We start from the raw sequence: 19,059 nt of genomic DNA, 5'->3' as shown, positions 1-19,059 counted from the left end.
ACGCGGTCCCGGCAAGCTGCGTACCTCGTACGGCTCCCGCCCCGAGCGCACGGCCGCGCGCGACCGCACGATGGGTTCATGCCGAATTCCGCCCGGCTGCGCGCCGCTGCTCTCACCACCACCTTGCTGCTGTCCGCCGTACTGGCGGGCTGCGGCGACGACTCCGGAACCGACGGGGACCTGACGGACCAGAGGCTCAGCTGGAAGGCCTGCCCCGCACCGTCCCAGGCCGAGGGCGGCGGTCCCGCCCCCTCCCCGCTGCCGGACGGCGACGCGTGGCAGTGCGCCACCATGAAGGCCCCGCGCGACTGGGACGACCCCGAGGGCGAGACGATCGGCCTGGCGCTGATCCGGGCGCAGACCAGCGGTGACGCAAGCCGGCGGATCGGCTCCCTCGTCTTCAACTTCGGCGGCCCCGGCGGATCGGGCGTCACCACGCTGCCCGCCTTCGGACAGGACTACGCGAAGCTGCGCACCCGCTACGACCTGGTCAGCTTCGACCCGCGCGGCGTCGGCCGCAGCGCCCCCGTCATCTGCCTGAACAACCAGCAGCTGGACAGGTACTTCCAGCAGGACGCCACTCCCGACGACGCCGCCGAGCGCACGGAGCTGGTGGACAACACCCAGGAGTTCAACGCGGCCTGCGACAAGAACTCCGGGAAGATGCTGCCGCACGTGGCCACCACCGACGCGGCCCGCGACATGGATCTGCTGCGCCAGGTCCTCGGTGACGACAAGCTGCACTACTTCGGCATCTCCTACGGCACCGAACTCGGCGGCGTCTACGCCCACCTGTTCCCCGAGAAGGTCGGCCGCGCCGTCTTCGACGCGGTCGTCGACCCGACGCAGAACGCCGAAGAGAGCTCGCTCGGGCAGGCCAAGGGCTTCCAGCTCGCCCTCGACAACTTCGCCGAGGACTGCGTGACGAAGGTCGAGGACTGCCCCGTCGGGGACAGCGCCCAGGACGTCAAGAACCGCATCGCCCGGCTGCTGAAGGAGCTGGACAGTAAGCCGATCCCCGGCATCTACCCCCGCCAGCTCACCCAGACCGCGGCGACCACCGGCATCGCTCAGGCGCTGTACTCGAAGGACTTCTGGGAGTACCTCACCGACGGACTGGAGCAGGCGTACGACGGCGACGGCAGGGTCCTCATGGCGCTGGCGGACGCGTTGAACGGGCGCAACGAGGACGGCGAGTACAGCAACCTCATCCCGGCCAACGTCGCCATCAACTGCGCCGACGACAAGCCCCGGTACGACACGGCGTACGTGGAGAAGAAGCTGCCCGAGTTCGTGGACGCCTCCCCCCTCTTCGGCGACTGGCTCGCCTGGGGCCTGCTCACCTGCACCGACTGGCCGGTGGCCGGCGCGGCCGAGCATCCCGACGTCAGCGCTCCCGGCGCCCCGCCGATCCTCGTGATCGGCAACACCGGGGACCCGGCCACGCCCTACGAGGGTGCGGGGCGGATGGTGGACGCGCTGGGGAAGGGCGTCGGGGTCGAGTTGACGTACAAGGGGCAGGGGCACGGCGCCTACGACAGCAAGAACAAGTGCGTGCAGGACGCCGTGGACGGCTATCTGCTGGACGGGCGGACACCGGCGGCCGGCACGGTCTGCTCCTGACCCACTTGCCGACGAAACCCCTGGTCGGAGCGTTATCCACAGGCCGCAACGGCTGCCCGGCGATCCGCCTACCATGGCATGACCGCCATCCGCCGTACGGCGCGGACGGCCTGCGAGGGGGGATTGCACATGGCGCGTCTCGTCCGGTGGACGGCTCTCACTGCCGCCGCCGCGCTGATCACGGCGGGCTGCAGCAGCGGATCGTCCGGCGACGACCAGGACGACCGGGGGACGGACAGTCGGCGGCCGTCGGCCCCCGCTCCGCCCGGGGTGCCCGCTTCACTGGCCTCCCAGCAGCTCGACTGGGGCCGTTGCAAGGGCACCGCGGACTCCTCCGCGCCCGGCGGCGACTGGCAGTGCGCCACGCTCAAGGTGCCGCTGGACTGGGCGAAACCGGACGGCGAGACGATCGGCCTCGCGCTGATCCGCGACAAGGCCGACGGGGACCGGCGCATCGGCTCCCTGCTGTTCAATTTCGGCGGGCCCGGCGGCTCGGGCGTGTCGATGATGCCGTCGTACGCAGACAGCGTCTCGCGGCTGCACGAGCGGTACGACCTGGTGAGCTGGGATCCGCGCGGGGTGGCCGCCAGTGAGGGCGTGCGCTGCCGGGGCGACGAGGAGATCGAGGCCGCCGAGTCGGTGGACACCACGCCGGACACCCCGGCCGAGGAAGAGGCCTACCTCAAGGACGCCGCCGACTTCGGCAAGGGCTGCGAGAAGTCCGCCGGGAAGCTGATGGCCCACGTCTCCACCACGGACACCGCCCGCGACATGGACCTGATGCGGCACGTCCTGGGCGACGGCAAGATGCACTACTTCGGCATCTCCTACGGCACGGAACTCGGCGGTGTCTACGCCCACCTGTTCCCGAAGAACGTGGGGCGGATGATCCTCGACGCGGTCGTCGACCCGAGCGCCGACACCATGGGCCACGCCGAGAACCAGACCAGGGGCTTCCAGCGCGCACTGGACGACTACCTCGAATCCACGGGGCAGGACCCCGAGCGGGGAACGCGGAAGATCGCCGCCCTGCTGGACCGGATCGACGCGGAGCCGCTGCCGACGTCGTCGCCGGGGCGGAAGCTGACGCAGACGCTGGCGGTCACGGGGATCGTGCTGCCGCTGTACAGCAAGGACGGCTGGCCGGCGCTGACGAGCGCGCTGGAAGCGGCGGAGGAGGGCGACGGTTCGGAGCTGCTGGCGCTCGCCGACGGCTACAACGAACGCGACTCCTCGGGGCACTACGGCACGACGACCCACTCGCAGCGGGTCATATCGTGCCTGGACGACAAGCAGCGGCCGACCGTCGAGGAGACCAAGGAGCTGCTGCCCAGGTTCGAGAAGATCTCGCCCGTGTTCGGCAGGTTCCTCGGCTGGGACACGGCCGGCTGGTGCCACGACTGGCCGGTGGCCGGCCAGCACGAGACACCGGCGGTGAGCGCTTCCGGTGCGGCTCCGATCCTGGTGGTCGGCAACACCGGCGACCCGGCCACGCCCTACGAGGGCGCCCGCAGGATGGCGGACGAGCTCGGCAAGGACGTCGGAGTGATGCTCACCTGGAAGGGCGAGGGCCACGGGGCGTACGGGAGCGGGAGCGACTGCGTCGACTCCGCGGTCAACGCCTACCTGCTGGACGGGACGGTGCCGAAGGACGGCAAGGTCTGCTCATGACGACGGCGGGGGCCTCGTGCACCTGTGGTGCGCGAGGCCCCCGCCGACCGGAGACCGGGGTGCGGTCGCGAGCCGGTGACGGCTCAGTACACGGGCTTCTCCGGCTCGATCTGGTTGACCCAGCCGATCACGCCGCCGCCGACGTGGACGGCGTCCGAGAAGCCGGCGGACTTCAGGACCGCCAGGACTTCCGCACTGCGGACACCCGTCTTGCAGTTCAAGACGATCTTCTTGTCCTGCGGGAGGCTCTCCAGGGCGGTGCCCATGAGGAACTCGTTCTTCGGGATCAGGCGGGCGCCGGGGATGGAGACGATCTCGAACTCGTTCGGCTCGCGGACGTCGATGAGCTCGATGTTCTCGCCGTCGTCGATCCACTCCTTGAGCTGCTTGGGAGTGATCGTGGAATCGGCCGCCGCCGCCTGGGCCTCCTCGGAGACGACGCCGCAGAAGGCCTCGTAGTCGATGAGCTCGGTGACGGTCGGGTTCTCGCCGCAGACCGCGCAGTTGGGGTCCTTGCGGACCTTGACCTGGCGGTACTGCATCTCCAGGGCGTCGTAGATCATCAGGCGTCCGACCAGGGGCTCGCCGATGCCCGCGAGGAGCTTGATGGCCTCGTTGGTCTGGATGGAGCCGATGGACGCGCACAGCACGCCCAGGACGCCGCCCTCGGCGCAGGAGGGGACCATGCCGGGGGGCGGGGGCTCCGGGTAGAGGCAGCGGTAGCAGGGGCCGTGCTCGGACCAGAAGACGGACGCCTGGCCGTCGAAGCGGTAGATCGAGCCCCAGACGTAGGGCTTGTTCAGCAGTACGCAGGCGTCGTTGACCAGGTAGCGGGTCGCGAAGTTGTCCGTACCGTCGACGATCAGGTCGTACTGGCTGAAGATGTCCATCACGTTGTCGGCCTCGAGCCGCTCCTCGTGAAGGACCACGTTCACGTACGGGTTGATGCCCTTGATGGTGTCACGGGCGGACTCGGCCTTGGAGCGGCCGACGTCGGACTGGCTGTGGATGACCTGGCGCTGCAGGTTCGACTCGTCGACCTCGTCGAACTCCACGATGCCGAGCGTGCCGACACCGGCCGCCGCCAGATACATCAAGGTCGGCGAGCCGAGGCCGCCCGCGCCGACGGCGAGCACCTTGGCGTTCTTCAGCCGCTTCTGCCCGTCCATCCCGACATCGGGGATGATCAGGTGGCGGGAGTACCTGCGGACCTCGTCTACGGTGAGCTCGGGGGCCGGCTCGACCAGGGGTGGCAGCGACACGGGGACTCCGTTGGTCGGTCAATCATTACGGTTGTTCTCCCCGTAACACTGCCACGGCCTTTTTCATTCCGAGACACCTGTTCCGACACGCGAGACGATGTCGTCCCAGTAGCCGGGCATGGTCTCCCAGGGGACGGTGCGGCCGCCGCGCTCCGTGCGGTCGGTGAAGTAGATCGTCGCGGCCCCCTGCCAGCGGGCGATGCGCAGCGCCTCCTCCAGGTGCCCGCGCGGGACGCCGTGGACGAAGTGGCAGAAGCGCTCGGGCGGATGGTCGGCGCTCCACTCGGCGGCCTGCGACCAGCGGTAGTCGCTCCAGGCACCCGAGAAGGTGACCAACTGGTCGGCGGTGTCGGCATACCCGGGGTACGGATGGGTGCCGTGGCCGAGGACGATGTGGGCCTCCTCACGGATCACCCGGAGGGTGGTGACCGCGCGGCGGATCTCGGAGAGCGCGGACCGTTGGGACGGGCAGCGGTCGAGGAGGAAGCCGTCGACCTGGTACCAGTCGATGTACCGGTGCGCGTCGGAGATCAGCTCGCCGAAGGAGCGTGCTCCGTAGGCGGTGTCGAGGTGGCCGAGGACCCGGACGCCCGCGTTGCGCAGACGGCCGGCCGCCTCCAGGCAGCGCGGGTCGGGGTGGGCGCCCGGGCCGTCGGCGACGTTGAGGACGACCCAGTGCAGGGGTGTGCCCGGACAGGCCAGCGTGGCCCACTCGGCGGGGGCGACGAGGGGGTGGGCCAGGCCGGGGACACCGAAGCCGGTGCGGACGCCGGTACTCGCGGTGCCCGCTTTCCTGCTGGTCAGATACGGCATGCCGCCTCCATCCAGATGTCGGCGAGGGACTCTTCGAGGTTGATCCGGGGCCGCCAGCCGAGCCGGTCGCGTGCGGTGCGCACATCGGCCTGCTGCCAGCTGCCGCAGCCGTCCGGGTAGGGAAAGGCCACCGGCGTCGCATGCTCGGCGTCGGCGCGATGTACGAGGGGGTCGGGACGGTGGTGGCCGACGGAGTCGGTGCGGTGGAGACCGAGGGACTCGGCGCGGTGTCCGACGGACTCGGCCCGGGGGTGGCCGATGGTCGGCCGCAGCGCGCCGGGCGGTGTGTCCAGTTCGTGCAGGGCGCCGCCGTAGCCGGCCACGCGAGCGAGGGTGGCGGCGGCGTCGCGAAGCCGGACGGCGCGGCCCGAGCCGATGTTGATGACGCCCTGGGCGGCGGAGAGCGAGGCAGCGTGCACGGCACGGGCCACGTCGCGGACGTCGACGAAGTCCCGCTGGACGCCGAGGCCGCCGAGCCTGAGTTCTCCGTCGCCGGACTGCATGGCTCGGCGCATGGCTTCGGCGAGGCGGCCCAGCGGGGACCCTGCGGGCGTGCCGGGGCCGGCGGGCGAGAAGACGCGCAGGACGACGGCGTCCAGGCCGGAGCCGAGGACCAGTTCCGTCGCGGCGAGTTTGCTGACGCCGTAGGGCCCGCCGGGGCGCGGCACGGCGTCCTCGGCGGTGGAGGAGCCGGGCTGGCTGGGTCCGTACTCCGAGCTGCAGCCGATCTGCACCAGGCGCGCGCCGCAGCCGCTGCGGCGCAGGGCCTCGCAGACGGTGGCGACGGCGACGGTGTTGTGCCGGGTGAGTTCGCGGGCCCCGCCTCGCGTGGCACCCGCGCAGTTGACGACGACTCCGGGGTGGACCGCGTCGAGGAAGCGGGTGAGGGCGCCGGGGCTCCCGGTCGCGAGGTCGAAGCGGACGTCGGCGTCGTCGCCGCGGCCGAGGGCGGTGAGCTGGACGGCCGGGTCGGCGAGCAGGCGGTCGGCGACGAAGCGGCCGAGGTAGCCGTTGGCTCCGATCAGCAGGACTCTCATCGGGCGGCTCCCGGGGCCGAGGAGTCGGGTCGGGAGGTGGTCATCAGGGGTTCTCCTTCAAAGGGTGGTGCAGGGTTCGGGGGCCGGGTGTGGTGCGCGAGGCTGCGCCCTGGTGTTGGGCCGGGTACGGGGAGCGCGCGGTCATCGCGGGTGCTCCGCCGGTGCGTGGGCCGAGGCCGTGGTCAGGCGTCGTGTCGCGTGGAGCAGGAGCGCCAGGGACCCGATGCCGCAGACCGTGGTCGGGACTGCGGCCGGGCCCCAGGCGGTGACGAGGGCTTCCACGGGGACCCCCAGGAAGCTGCAGCCGGGGAGGCGACCGGCGAAGACGGTGGCCACGGCGGTCGCCTCGGCGGTCGCCGCGAACGTGAGGACGAGCGCCGGGGCGTGGGTGAAGCCGTGGACGACGAGGAGGCGGGCCAGCAGGAGGAGGGCTCCCAGGGTGAGGGCCTGGGGATGGGCGGGGGGCTCGTCGAGGACCGCGCCGGTCAGGAACAGCAGCACCGTCAGGGCGCCCAGGAACAGGGCGAAGGTGCCGAGCAGCAGCGGGCGTGCGGAGGCCGAGAAGTCGGTCAGACCACGGCTGGCCGCAAGTTTGCGGCGGGCGCCGGCGGCGAACAGGTGGGCGCTCCAGGCCGCGGGTGCGCAGGCGAGGGCGAGGGCCTGCACCGGGGCGACGGTGAGGGGCCAGGGACGGTCGGCGGCGCCGGTGGGCAGGCCGTCCGGTCCCCCGGCGAGGGCGGCGCGGAGCAGTCCGTCGCCGAGGAGGGCGTAGCCGACGAGCCAGCAGGTCCAGGCGCCGGGGGTGTGCGTGGCGGCTCTCAGCGGACCTCGGCGCACTGCGGCGCGCAGGGCGAGGGTCACCGCCAGGGTGCCGAGGGCTGCCACGGTCAGGCGTGTCCGGCCGTCGGTCAGGCGCAGGCCGGCCACGGCGGCGGCGCACAGCACGCCGGGCAGCAGGGCGAGGACGGTCCAGGCGGCACGGCCCCGGGGCTCCGGCGGCGCCGGGGGGCGTGGCGCCGTGTCGGCGTCGCGCGGGACGCGGGCGTACATCTCCTCCGCGAGGGAGAAGACGTCCCGGTGGCGGAAGCGCGCGGCGGTCCGGTCGGTGACGCCGTGCGCCTCCAGGCCCGCCGCGATCTCCAGGGGGTCCACGGCCCGTTCGCACAGGTCGCGGTGACGGTGCATCAGGGCCTTCACCGGGTCCGCGGCGCCCCTGCGGGCGGTGGGGGGCTGCTTGCCGCCCGTGCTCGTTCGGCCGGAGCGTGCGCCGGCTGTGGCAGCGGCAGGGGCCGAGGGTGAGGCGGAGGCCGTCCGCGCGCCGGGGTCCGTGCGTGTCCGATCGTCGCCCGGTCCGCCGTCCGCGAGGGCCGCGTCGGCGGGCCCGGCGCTCTCCCGTTCGCCGACGGGCGCTCCCGGGCCGGGGCCCGCGGTGTCCAGGTACTCCCGCGAGCGCTCGTCCCAGGCACCCGGGCCGGCCGGGGTGCCGGGGCGGTCCAGTTCGCCGAGGCCGCTCATCGGGCCGCTCCCTCGGTGGCGTGGACGGGAGTCGTACGGTCGGGCGGGTCCATGGCCCAGCCGGGCCCGCCCCGGGCGACGACACGGGACGCGGGGGCGGTCCAGCGACCGGGGACGTGGGCCTCGGCGGGGGCGGCGAACGGGAGGGGCTCCCCGGTGTCGTCGAGGACCACACGGCGGACCGGCGTCCGCGAGAGGATCTCCAGGTAAATGCCGTGAAATGCTGTGATGTTCTGCTCGACGGTGAACAGCTCCAGTGCGCGGGCGCGCGCGGCTGCCCCCAGGCGCTCACGGCGCTCGGGGTCGCGCAGCAAGGTCACGCACGCCTCGGCGAGCGCCCGCGGATTGCGCGGGGGTACGACGAGACCGGTGCCGCCGATGACCTCGACCACGGCGCCGACGTCCGTGGACACCGTCGCGCGACCACAGAACATGGCCTCGACCAGGCCGACCGGGAACCCCTCGACGACGCTGCTGAGGACGACCAGGGCTCCCGAGGCGTAGGCGTCGGCGCGGGACGGGAGTTCGGGGCCGCCGATGTCCTCGAAGGAGACCGGGTTGTCGCCGACGGCGTGCGGCCCGTCGGCCTCGTCGGGGAAGAGCTGCGCGGCCAGTCCCTTGCAGTGGGCGAGATAGGCAGCCCCCTCGGGGCCGGTGGGAGCGCCGACGATCCGCAGGCGCGTGCCGGGCTCCTCCTTGCGGATCTCCGCGAACGCGTGCAGCAGTGAGACGAGATCCTTGGCGGGCTCGACGCGTCCCACCCAGACCAGGGTGTCCGGGTCGGCGCACTCCGGCGTCTCCCCCGCATCCGCGAAGGGGCTGGGATCCATGCCCGGATAGACCGTGCGGAGCTTGCCGCGTTCGGCTCCGCAGCGCTCCTGCCAGCGCCGGGCATGCGCGTTGCCGGGCGTGATCACGGCGGCCCGCCGGTAGATCTCGGCGGCGAGCCGGCCGTGGAAGGCGGCGAGCAGCGCCCGTATGGGGGGCGTGGCGTCGCGAGCGGTCAGGTAGTGGGTCCGCAGGCGCACCCCGTACTCGGTCACCAGCAGGGGTGTGCCGAAGAAGTGCCGGGCGAGCAGGCCGGGCACGGCCGCGGTACCGCCGGAGGCCGCGTGGCACAGGTCGACCGCACCGAGTCCGTCGTCCTCGTACCAGTCGAGCGACAGGGGGCGCAGGGCGCGTTCGAGCCCCTCGGCCACCGCCAGCAGATCGGGGACGCGTGCCTCACGCGCGGCACGCTGGGCGCCGGGCGCGCGACAGGCGCGTTCCAGGGCGCGTACGGCGGTGTCGGAGCGGAGCGCGCCCGCCAGACCACCCTCGTCGCGGGCGAGTTCGGCGAGGCCGTACAGGGCGTTGGCGAAACGGTCCGCCTCGGCGGCGGACGCCTCCTGCGGCACACCGGACGGGTCCACGAGGGCGACACCGCACAGGGCGGCGGCGAGTTCGCCATAGCACTCGGCGAAACGCCGGCGCGCGCGCCGCCCGTACACGACCCCGTCGTCCTCGGAGCACCACAACGGCGCGGTGCGCACCCGGCTGACCTGCGGCGGCAGCGGCACCCACCCCTCGTCCTCCTGGCGCTCGCTGCGACTGAGCGCGTAGACGTCGAACTCGTGCTGCTCGAGCCCGCGCACGAGCCGGTCGCACCAGAGCCTGGCGTCACCGCCCACGTACGGATAGCCACCCTCCGTAAGCAGTCCGATGCGCATGCGCGCACCCCCGATCTCCCGTATGGAGAGCCGCCGTTGGTCCGGCGACTCGCAGCGGGACGAACGTATGCGGACAAGGCGGTGGCGCGACGGACGGTTGTCCATCGCGCCACCAAAAGGGGTGAACGGACGTAACTTTCCCGTGCGGGGTGCGTTCCGTCGCGCTAAGGGATCGCTCGATCACCACGCGTCACATGGCGGCCAGGCCTCACGGGGTCACTCCCCGGGGTACGCCCAGGGGTTGGGACGGCAGTCGATCCCGTCGTGGTCGACGAACTTGGTCTGCTGCTGCATGACCGGGGCGAGTTCGCCGTCCTTGTCGCAGGTGACGTGGTTGAAGCCGAGGCGGTGGCCGACCTCGTGGTTGATCAGCATCTGCCGGTAGGCGTGGATCCGGTCGCCGTACGGCTCCGCGCCCTGGGCCCACCGGTAGGCGTTGATCATCACGCGCTCGGTGGCGGCGGAGTCGCAGGACACGTTGTCCACGGTGGTGTCCAGGCCGGACTTGGCGCACCATTCGGCGGTGGTGCCCGGGCTGGCGAGTGTGATCACGAAGTCGGGCTGCCCGGAATGGATGCGCTCGAACGTGCGGGCACCGTTGTGCGCCCAGCTCCGGTCGTCGTTCAGCGTCTTCTGCACGGCCTGCGCGAAGAGTTCGCCGTCGAGTCCGAGCCCCTGCTCGACGTCCACGCGGTAGGTGTACTTCTGTCCCGTGCCCGGCGCCTTGTCGATGCCGGGAACCGCGTCGAACCTCCCCGAGGCCTTGAGTGCGGCGCCGAGCGGGTACGTCCTGCTCATCTTCTGCTCGTACGTCAGCGGTACCGCGGCGCCGGACGGGGTCGGCGTCGGCCGTCCGTCGGCCCGCGACGCGGGGTCGCGGGCATCGCGCGCCTGGTCGGTGGCGGACTGCGACTGCACGTCCTCGCCGTCCCGCCCGTCAGCGACCTGACCGGCCACGACGACCGCCAGCACGGTGGTCACGGCGGCAGCCGCGATGCCGGTGAAGGCCCGGCCCTTGCCGCCCTTGGCCGACGCGGGCCCGCCGGTGGGCGGCGCGTCGTCGACGTGGGCGGTGTCGCCGGAGTTCCAGTCGGTGACCGAGGCGTACGGGTCGGTGACCTGCGCGGCGACGGTGGTGCGGCGAGGCGCGCGGGGCGCGAAGACGTCGTCGTCGTCCTCGCCGAAGGCGTCCAGGTACTCCTGCCGCGGCCCGTGCGGGGGAGCCTGCCGCTGCCGCGGGAAGAGAGTCCCGGGCCCGGCGGACCGACCGGACTGCGCGGGAGCTCCGGGCGCCCCCGGCGGCGTGCCGTACCCGACACCGGCCGCTCGCGCCCTCAACTCACCCCAGCCGCCCCCGGCTTCACGCTGCTCGGGATGGCCCCCACGAACCTGCGGCACACCATGGGCGGGGGTGCCGTCAGGGAAGCGGGGCACACCACGCGCGGGAGTGCCGTCGGGGAGCCGAGGAACACCACGGGCCGGAGTCCCGTCGGGGAACCGAGGAACACCACGGGCCGGAGTGCCGTCCGGCACCTGGGGAACGCCATGCGCCGGCGTACCGTCAGGAAACCTGGGAACACCACGCGCGGGCGCCCCCTCGAAGGGACCGCCCGACGGCCCCGGACCCCACCCGGCCATTCCGTCCGGCAGGCGTCGGCCCGCGTACCCCGGGGCCCCGCCCGGTCCGCCGCCGCCCGGCAGCAGTTGCTCCCCCGCCGGCGGCGCAGGCGTACGCCGACGGCCCGGCCGCGCGGGGCGGCCCTCCCGTGCTGCGGCGGCGTCCGCGGTGTCGCCCTTGGGGGCGGGTCCGCGGCGGCTGTGGCGTCCCACGTCGCGCCTCAGCCTCCCGTGTTCTCGTCGGCGGGCTCGTGGTCCACGGCCCGGTGGTCCCTGTTCTCGTGACGTACGTCGTTTCCGCGACCCTCGTCGTGCCCGTCGCCCTCGGCGCCGCCCTGCTTCCCGGTGTCCGCGAGGAGTTCACGGAACGCCGTGGCCACGGTCTCCGGATATTCCATCATCGCCACGTGTCCCGCGTCCGGCAGGGTCAGCAGCCGGGAGTCGCGGAAGGCACGGGCGGCGCGCTGGGCCATCCGGTAGCCGACGAGTTGGTCCCGACCACCGTAGACCAGCAGCGTGGGTGCGAGGACCCGTTCGGCCTGACGCCACAGTCCGTGCTGGCCGCCGACGGTGTAGGCGTTGACGATCCCGCGTGCCGAGCGCGCCATCGCGTCCCAGAAGTACGGCAGTTGCAGCCGCCGCTCCATCTCCTCCACGGCGTTGCGGAAACCTTCCGGCGTCACCTTCCCGGGGTCGCCGTAGCACAGCGCCATGACCCCGCGGACCCGCTGCTCCGCGGTCCACTCCCGGGTCATCCGGGTGAACAGCGACGCCACTCCGGGCAGCGCCAGCAGCCCCGTCGGTACGGCGCTGCGCTGCACGCGGATCTCCGGCAGCGCGGGCGACACGAGCGTCAGCGTCCGCACCAGGTCGGGCCGCGCGGCGGCGACGCGGGTGGCGATGGCGCCGCCGAGCGAGTTTCCGAACAGGTGCACCGGGCCCCGCCCGGACGCGTCGAGATGACGGATGACGGCCCGGGCGTGTCCCGTGACCGAGTAGTTGCCGTCGTCCGGTGGCGGGGAGTCGCCGAAGCCCGGCAGGTCGACGGCCTCGCTGTCGACGACGTCGTCCAGCAGCGGCATCAGCGCCGACCAGTTCTGGGAGGAACCGCCGAGTCCGTGGACGTACAACGCGGGCGGCAGTCCCGCCCGCGCCGGCCGTCTCGACCGCACCGTCAGTGTGATGCCCGGCAGGTGGACCGACCTGAGCCGTTCGCCCTCGGCGACCTTGACGGCTGCCACCTTCGGCAGCACGTTGGCGGGCGGCACGGACGGCAGCTCGGTCGAAGACATGCGGCAATGTTACGAGACGATCACGCGGCGGCTCATGTGTTCGCGGTCACAGGCGCGGGTGCGACCCCGGGTGAGCCGGGTACAGGTGTACGGATCCCCTGACAGCTCTGCGTCACGGACCGCAAGCGGATCGCATGGCGTCCGAATCGGGTGTCTCCTAGGCTCGTGGAGAGGGCACCCGCGTGTGGCCCCTGCATGTCCAGGGACGTTCGTAGGAAGGGAGCCCAACATGGCAGTCGACCCCACCGACCCCGAGACCTTCGAGGACGACGAGGCCCAGCAACCCGCGGAATTCGACGTCGAGGCCCCCGACGCCGACGCCGTCGAGCAGCACGCGGACATCGCGCCGGACCGCGACGACCCGCTGACCGGCGTCGAACCCGACCGCGCCAACGAGGCCGACCTGGTGGAACAGGCCAGGGTCGTCTCCCACGACGAGGACGACTACCGCTGAACCAGGTGGCCGCGACGGCACCCGGAAGGTGCCACCCAGCTGGAGAGAGGCCAATTTTTGCCCGGCCTGAAACCATTTGAAACCTATTGTGCGGCTTTCCACACCGTCCGGTCCGTGAAATTCTGCGCTCGCACCGCGCACACCACGGTTACCGAAAAGTACGATGGCGGCGCGGCGCACACCGCACGTGGACGACTTTGGGAGGCGGCGTGACAGCCATCGAGCAGACAGAGGCGGTACGCCCGCGGGGCACACGCCTTCCCCGCCGTGCCCGACGGAACCAGCTGCTGGGCGCCGCTCAGGAAGTGTTCGTGGCGCAGGGCTACCACGCGGCCGCGATGGACGACATCGCCGAGCGCGCCGGCGTCAGCAAGCCGGTGCTCTACCAGCACTTCCCGGGCAAGCTGGACCTGTACCTCGCGCTGCTGGACCAGCACTGCGAGGCACTGATCCAGTCCGTGCGGAGCGCGCTCGCCTCGACGACCGACAACAAGCAGCGCGTCCGGGCGACGATGGACGCGTACTTCGCGTACGTCGAGGACGACGGCGGTGCCTTCCGCCTCGTCTTCGAGTCCGACCTGACCAACGAGCCCGCCGTGCGCGAGCGCGTGGACAAGGTCACGAACGAGTGCGCCGAGGCCATCTGCGACGTCATCGCCGAGGACACCGGCCTCTCGCGTGCCGAGTCGATGCTGCTGGCCTCCGGTCTGGGCGGGCTCGCCCAGGTGGTGGCCCGCTCCTGGCTGCACAGCGACCGCAGTGTGCCTCGCGACCAGGCGGTCCAGCTGCTCACGTCGCTGGCCTGGCGGGGCATCGCCGGCTTCCCGCTGCACGGCAACGAGCAGCAGCACTGACCTCGGAAACCCCGTTCCCGGCCGTGTTCCCGTCGGCTGTTCGCTCCTGGCGTTCTCCGACGGAGCGTGTACGTCCCCTCACCGGGCTAATGTGTGCTGGGTACGGCGCGGAAGATCGCGCACTTCACTGACCGTCGGAGGGACATAGCCGTGGAGGTCAAGATCGGCGTGCAGCACGCGCCCCGCGAGATCGTTCTGGAGAGCGGTCAGAGTGCCGAGGAGGTCGAGCGCGTGGTCTCCGAGGCACTGGCCGGCAAGTCGCAGCTGCTGAGCCTCGTGGACGAACACGGCCGCAAGATCCTGGTCCCGGCCGACCGCCTCGCGTACGTCGAGATCGGCGAGCCGGCCCCGCGCAAGGTGGGCTTCGGCGCGCTGTAGCCGGACGAAGGACGGCAAGGGCCCGACGGTGACACACCGCCGGGCCCTTCTCGCACCGGTGTCTGTGAAGGCGCCCCACCTTCCGGACTCTCCGCCTTCCGACTCTCCGGCCGGTCGCTTTTCACACCACCGGGCCCTGCGCCTCCGCACCAGACCACCGAGCCCCGTACGCGCAGCCCTCGGTCAGGTCGCTGCTCAGACCACCGGGCCCTGCACTCCCGAACCACCAGGCGCCGCACCGCTCCAAGGAACCGCGCCCCGCGCCCCAGCCCACCGGGGAAGGTCACGTCCCACGGCTCCGGGTCGCGTTGCGGTGCCTCCGTGGCGCGCGGAAGGTCACAGCCGGCCCACAGGGGAGGATTGCATTCCGCAGGTCAGGGGTAGGACGGCTACGACCGTTCCGGGCAGGCCGGCCATGTGGGAGGGACCCCCGACATGCTGTTGGAAGCGCTCAGCGCCGCGATCCTCGGCCTCGCCCTGGCATGGGCCGCCGCCCACCGGCTGCCGCACCGGCTGCCGGCCCGGGTCCTCGTCCTGCCGACGGGTGTCGCCGGGGCCCTCTTCGGAGCGTTCGTCACGCACACCGCGCTGGGCGTCGACAGCCTCCTGCCGAACCTCGTGGGCGCGGCCGCCGTCTCCGTCGCCTCGCTGTCGCTGCTCCTGCGCCCCGCGGGAAGACTCCGGCGCCGGTCGGCGACCGCCTGACCGGCCGCCGACGGCGGCGCCGCCCGGTGAGGCACCGGGACCGCCCGGAGGGGCTGCCCTAGGCGGCCAGCCCCAGCGCTGCCATCCGCTTGGTGTGCGCCTCGGTGATCCGGGAGAACATCCTGCCGACCTCGGCGAGGTCGAAGCCGTCCGCGACACCGCCCACGAGCATCGTCGACAGCGCGTCCCGGTCGGCGACCACACGCTGGGACTGCGACAGGGCCTCGCCCATCAGCCGCCGCGCCCACAGCGCCAGCCGCCCGCCCACCCGCGGGTCCGCGTCGATCGCCGCGCGCACCTTCTCCACGGCGAAGCCGGCGTGGCCCGTGTCGTCGAGCACGGCGAGCACCAGCTCGCGGGTGTCCGAGTCGAGGCGGGCCGCGACCTCGCGGTAGAAGTCACTGGCGATGGAGTCGCCGACGTACGCCTTGACGAGCCCCTCCAGCCAGTCGGAGGGGGCCGTCTGCTTGTGGAAGCCGGCGAAGGCGGCCACGAACGGCTCCATGGCCGCCGTCGGCTCCTCGCCGATCTCGGCGAGCCGGTCGCGCAGCCGCTCGAAGTGGTGGAACTCCGCCGAGGCCATCTTCGCCAGCTCCGCCTTGTCCGCCAGCGTCGGCGCCAGCTTGGCGTCCTCCGCGAGCCGCTCGAACGCCGCCAGCTCGCCGTACGCGAGCGCTCCGAGCAGGTCCACGACCGCGGCGCGGTACTGCGGGTCGGCGGAGGCCGTCGCCCAGTCCCGGGCGGCGACTCCGGTGTGTTCGGCGGGGGCGTCTGCGTCGTTGCCAGGCTTGTCAGAGCTCGTCATGCAGCGCACAATAGCCCGCCCGCCGCCGACCGTAAGGCCCTGGTCAATCAGTGTGACGACGACTACCTGACCAAATCGGCCATCGCGTGTGCGCGAATCCGGGGTATGGTGGTAATGCGCCTGCCGAGTATGTGACGTACGGGTACGTGACATCTTCGTCGGGCCGCACGCATGAGGATGCCCGGTCGGTGGCCCGATCGGCTCCGACCCGACAGCCCTCTCGTCCGTACGGCACAGTGCGTACGGAACCCGGAGGGACACCCTCAGCGGTACGAGCGCTAGAGCGTCGGCAGAGGTCCCGTGTCCTACGGCTCGCCCGTAAGGCAGCCGACGTCCCCGGCACGGTCTGGCACGACCCCCGCGCTCGCCTCGCACCGCGCACACAGAAGAGGCAGCACCCTGACTACGACGTTCCGATCCCTCGGGATCCTCCCCGAGACCGCCGAGGCCCTGGAGGCCGTCGGCATCATCAATCCCTTCCCCATCCAGGAGATGACGCTTCCCGTGGCCCTCTCGGGCACGGACGTCATCGGCCAGGCGAAGACCGGCACCGGCAAGACGCTGGGCTTCGGCCTTCCGCTCCTCGAGCGCGTCACCGTCCCCGCCGACGTCGAGGCCGGCCGCGCCGCCCCCGAGTCCCTGACCGACGCCCCGCAGGCCCTCGTCGTCGTGCCGACGCGCGAGCTGTGCACCCAGGTGACCAACGACCTGCTGACCGCCGGCAAGGTGCGCAACGTGCGCGTCACCGCGATCTACGGCGGCCGGGCGTACGAGCCCCAGGTCGAGGCCCTGAAGATGGGCGTCGACGTGGTCGTCGGCACCCCGGGCCGCCTGCTGGACCTGGCCGGCCAGAAGAAGCTCGACCTGAGGCACGTCAAGTGCCTGGTCCTCGACGAGGCGGACGAGATGCTCGACCTGGGCTTCCTGCCCGACGTCGAGAAGATCATCAACATGCTGCCGGCCCGCCGCCAGACCATGCTGTTCTCGGCGACCATGCCGGGCGCGGTCATCGGACTGGCCCGCCGCTACATGTCGCAGCCCACCCACATCCGCGCCACCGCGCCGGACGACGAGGGCACGACGGTGGCGAACATCAAGCAGTTCGTCTACCGCGCCCACAACATGGACAAGCCCGAGATGGTCGCGCGCATACTGCAGGCCGACGGCCGGGGGCTGGCCATGGTCTTCTGCCGCACCAAGCGCACCGCGGCCGACCTCGCCGACCAGCTCCAGCAGCGTGGTTTCGCCTCCGGCGCCGTCCACGGCGACCTGGGTCAGGGCGCCCGCGAGCAGGCGCTGCGCGCCTTCCGCAACGGCAAGGTGGACGTGCTCGTCTGCACCGACGTCGCCGCCCGCGGCATCGACGTCGAGGGCGTGACGCACGTCATCAACTACCAGTCGCCGGAAGAGGAGAAGACGTACCTGCACCGCATCGGCCGCACCGGCCGCGCGGGTGCGAAGGGTACGGCGATCACTCTGGTCGACTGGGACGACATCCCGCGCTGGCAGCTGATCAACAAGGCGCTGGAGCTGGACTTCAACGACCCGCCGGAGACGTACTCCACCTCCCCGCACCTCTACTCCGACCTCGGTATCCCCGAGGGCACCAAGGGCGTCCTGCCGCGCTCGGCGCGCACCCGCGCCGGACTGGCGGCGGAGGAGCTGGAGGACCTGGGCGAGCCGGGCGGCCGGGCCGGTCGCGGGCGCGGCGGCCGGGGCGGACGCGAGGAGTCCCGTTCCGCCGACCGCGAGCGTCCTTCCCGTACCCCGCGCCGCCGTCGCCGTATGCGCGGCGGGGCGCCGGTGGACGCCGAGGCCACCGGGACCACGGCACCCGAGTCGGTGACCGGCGGCGCGGACAGCGGCACGGAGACGGAGGCCGCCAAGGGTCCCCGCACCCTGCGCCGTAGGCGCCGCACGCGTTCCGGGGCGCCGGCTCAGCAGCCGGTGGCGTCGGCGACCGCCGACTCCGCGGCACCGGAGGCCGCCGTGTCCGCCGTGGCGACGGCGGACGGCGCGGCCCTGGAGGCCCCCGAGACGGGCGAGGCCGCCGAGACCGGGACGGTGGAGACGCCGGCGAAGCCGCGCCGCCGCACCCGTACCCGCAAGTCGGCCGAGACCGCCCCGCAGGAGGCCACCGCGTCGGTCGAGCCGGAGGTCGTGGAGCCGTCGGCGGCCGCCGGGGCCACGGCGCCCGAGGCACCCGCGGACAAGCCCCGCCGTCGCACCCGCAAGGCCACGGCTGCCGGGGAGGCGGCGGTCGACACGGCCGAGGGTGTGACCGAGTCCGCGCCGGAGGCGGCGGAGACGAAGGCGCGCCGCGCGCGGAAGACGGCGGCCGCGGAGGCCACCGAGGAAGCCGCGGAGGCCAAGCCGCGACGCACCCGCAAGGCGGCGGCGACGGCCGAGGCCGCGGTCGACACGGCCGAGGGCACGGAGACCAAGCCGCGCCGCACCCGCAAGACCGCCGCAGCGGCCGAGACCACCGACGGCACCGAGGTCGCCGAGGCCAAGCCCCGACGCACCCGGAAGACCGCCGCCAAGGCCGAGACCGCCGCCGACACGGCCGAGGGCACCGAGGGCGCCGAGGCCAAGCCGCGACGCACCCGGAAGGCCACGGCCAAGGCCGAGACCGCCGCCGACACGGCCGAGGGCACGGAGGCGAAGCCCCGCCGCCGCACCCGCAAGGCCGCCGAGCCCGCCGAGGCCACCGCCGACATCCCGGCGCAGACCGCGCAGGAGCCGGAAGCCGCCGAGGCCAAGCCCCGGCGCACCCGCAAGGCCACGGCCAAGGCCGAAACCGCGGCCGACACGGCCGAGGGCACGGAGACCAAGCCGCGCCGCACCCGCAAGACCGCCGCAGCAGCCGAGACCACCGACGGCACCGAGGTCGCCGAGGCCAAGCCCCGACGCACCCGGAAGACCGCCGCCAAGGCCGAAACCGCCGCCGACACGGCCGAGGGCACGGAGGCGAAGCCCCGCCGCCGCACCCGCAAGGCCGCCGAGCCCGCCGAGGCCACCGCCGACATCCCGGCACAGGCCACGCACGAGCCGGAGGCCGCCCCGCGGCGTCGGACCCGCAAGGCCACGGCGACCACCGAGGCGGGCGGCGAGGCCGTCGAGGCGGAGACCAAGCCGCGCCGCACCCGCAAGACCGCCGCAGCCGCACCGCAGCCCGCGGAGTCCACGGAGGGCTGATCCCGGCCGGTCACGACCGGCGCCCACCGACACGATCGCCGGCCCGGCCCCGCCACGCGCGGGGCCGGGCCGGCGGCGTTGTCGCGCCCCGGCGGCCCGGTGGATCCCGCTCCGCCCGATAACCTC

General features: G+C 72.9%; 15 protein-coding genes. 7 read left to right on the top strand and 8 right to left on the bottom strand.

What is annotated here, in order from left to right:
• Positions 1-78: 78 nt before the first annotated feature.
• Positions 79-1,623, top strand: coding sequence for an alpha/beta hydrolase (locus IE260_RS17490; protein ID WP_189872858.1), 1,545 nt, complete (start codon positions 79-81; stop codon positions 1,621-1,623).
• 129 nt (positions 1,624-1,752) lie between these two features.
• The gene (locus tag IE260_RS17485; RefSeq protein ID WP_189872856.1) at positions 1,753-3,294 is read left to right on the top strand and encodes an alpha/beta hydrolase; all 1,542 of its coding nucleotides are present in this window, start codon (positions 1,753-1,755) and stop codon (positions 3,292-3,294) included.
• 83 nt (positions 3,295-3,377) lie between these two features.
• Here the strand turns inward: IE260_RS17485 and moeZ are convergent, their stop codons facing one another.
• The 7 genes from moeZ to IE260_RS17450 all read right to left on the bottom strand — a co-directional run bounded on the left by moeZ (position 3,378) and on the right by IE260_RS17450 (position 12,539).
• Positions 3,378-4,556, bottom strand: a complete 1,179-nt coding sequence (moeZ, locus tag IE260_RS17480) for an adenylyltransferase/sulfurtransferase MoeZ (protein WP_189872854.1) — start codon at positions 4,554-4,556, stop codon at positions 3,378-3,380.
• Between the two features lie 63 nt (positions 4,557-4,619).
• Positions 4,620-5,369: a spherulation-specific family 4 protein gene (locus IE260_RS17475; RefSeq protein WP_189872852.1), complete on the bottom strand. Its 750-nt coding sequence runs from the start codon at positions 5,367-5,369 to the stop codon at positions 4,620-4,622.
• Positions 5,357-6,406: an SDR family oxidoreductase gene (locus IE260_RS17470; protein WP_189872850.1), complete on the bottom strand. Its 1,050-nt coding sequence runs from the start codon at positions 6,404-6,406 to the stop codon at positions 5,357-5,359. Before IE260_RS17470 ends, IE260_RS17475 begins: the two co-directional genes overlap by 13 nt.
• Positions 6,407-6,547: 141 nt before the next feature.
• On the bottom strand, positions 6,548-7,921 hold the full coding sequence (locus IE260_RS17465) for a hypothetical protein (RefSeq protein WP_189872848.1): 1,374 nt from the start codon (positions 7,919-7,921) through the stop codon (positions 6,548-6,550).
• Positions 7,918-9,630: a DUF3492 domain-containing protein gene (locus IE260_RS17460; RefSeq protein ID WP_189872846.1), complete on the bottom strand. Its 1,713-nt coding sequence runs from the start codon at positions 9,628-9,630 to the stop codon at positions 7,918-7,920. Before IE260_RS17460 ends, IE260_RS17465 begins: the two co-directional genes overlap by 4 nt.
• A 216-nt stretch (positions 9,631-9,846) precedes the next feature.
• On the bottom strand, positions 9,847-11,460 hold the full coding sequence (locus IE260_RS17455) for a DUF3152 domain-containing protein (protein WP_189872844.1): 1,614 nt from the start codon (positions 11,458-11,460) through the stop codon (positions 9,847-9,849).
• Between the two features lie 8 nt (positions 11,461-11,468).
• Positions 11,469-12,539: an alpha/beta fold hydrolase gene (locus IE260_RS17450; protein ID WP_229880844.1), complete on the bottom strand. Its 1,071-nt coding sequence runs from the start codon at positions 12,537-12,539 to the stop codon at positions 11,469-11,471.
• 229 nt (positions 12,540-12,768) lie between these two features.
• Between IE260_RS17450 and IE260_RS17445 the strand changes: the two genes are divergently transcribed.
• From IE260_RS17445 to IE260_RS17430, 4 genes are all read left to right on the top strand, one after another.
• On the top strand, positions 12,769-12,993 hold the full coding sequence (locus tag IE260_RS17445) for an Rv3202a family protein (RefSeq protein WP_189872842.1): 225 nt from the start codon (positions 12,769-12,771) through the stop codon (positions 12,991-12,993).
• A 209-nt stretch (positions 12,994-13,202) separates the two neighbouring features.
• Entirely contained in the window at positions 13,203-13,847 is a 645-nt protein-coding gene (locus IE260_RS17440) for a TetR/AcrR family transcriptional regulator (protein WP_189872840.1), read from the top strand.
• A gap of 150 nt (positions 13,848-13,997) precedes the next feature.
• On the top strand, positions 13,998-14,225 hold the full coding sequence (locus IE260_RS17435) for a DUF3107 domain-containing protein (RefSeq protein ID WP_106412574.1): 228 nt from the start codon (positions 13,998-14,000) through the stop codon (positions 14,223-14,225).
• Between the two features lie 435 nt (positions 14,226-14,660).
• Positions 14,661-14,930 (top strand): hypothetical protein, encoded by a 270-nt coding sequence (locus IE260_RS17430; RefSeq protein ID WP_189872838.1) that lies wholly within the window; start codon positions 14,661-14,663, stop codon positions 14,928-14,930.
• 58 nt (positions 14,931-14,988) lie between these two features.
• Here the strand turns inward: IE260_RS17430 and IE260_RS17425 are convergent, their stop codons facing one another.
• Complete coding sequence (locus tag IE260_RS17425; RefSeq protein ID WP_189872836.1) at positions 14,989-15,735, bottom strand: ferritin-like fold-containing protein; 747 nt, start codon at positions 15,733-15,735, stop codon at positions 14,989-14,991.
• Between the two features lie 492 nt (positions 15,736-16,227).
• Between IE260_RS17425 and IE260_RS17420 the strand changes: the two genes are divergently transcribed.
• A complete protein-coding gene (locus tag IE260_RS17420) occupies positions 16,228-18,933 on the top strand; it encodes a DEAD/DEAH box helicase (protein WP_189872834.1) in 2,706 nt (901 codons plus the stop codon).
• Positions 18,934-19,059: the final 126 nt, after the last annotated feature.

Origin of the sequence: Streptomyces viridiviolaceus, assembly GCF_014650995.1 — a bacterium.
In the GTDB taxonomy this organism is placed as follows: domain Bacteria; phylum Actinomycetota; class Actinomycetes; order Streptomycetales; family Streptomycetaceae; genus Streptomyces; species Streptomyces viridiviolaceus.
This window is presented reverse-complemented; position numbering and strand designations above follow the sequence as displayed.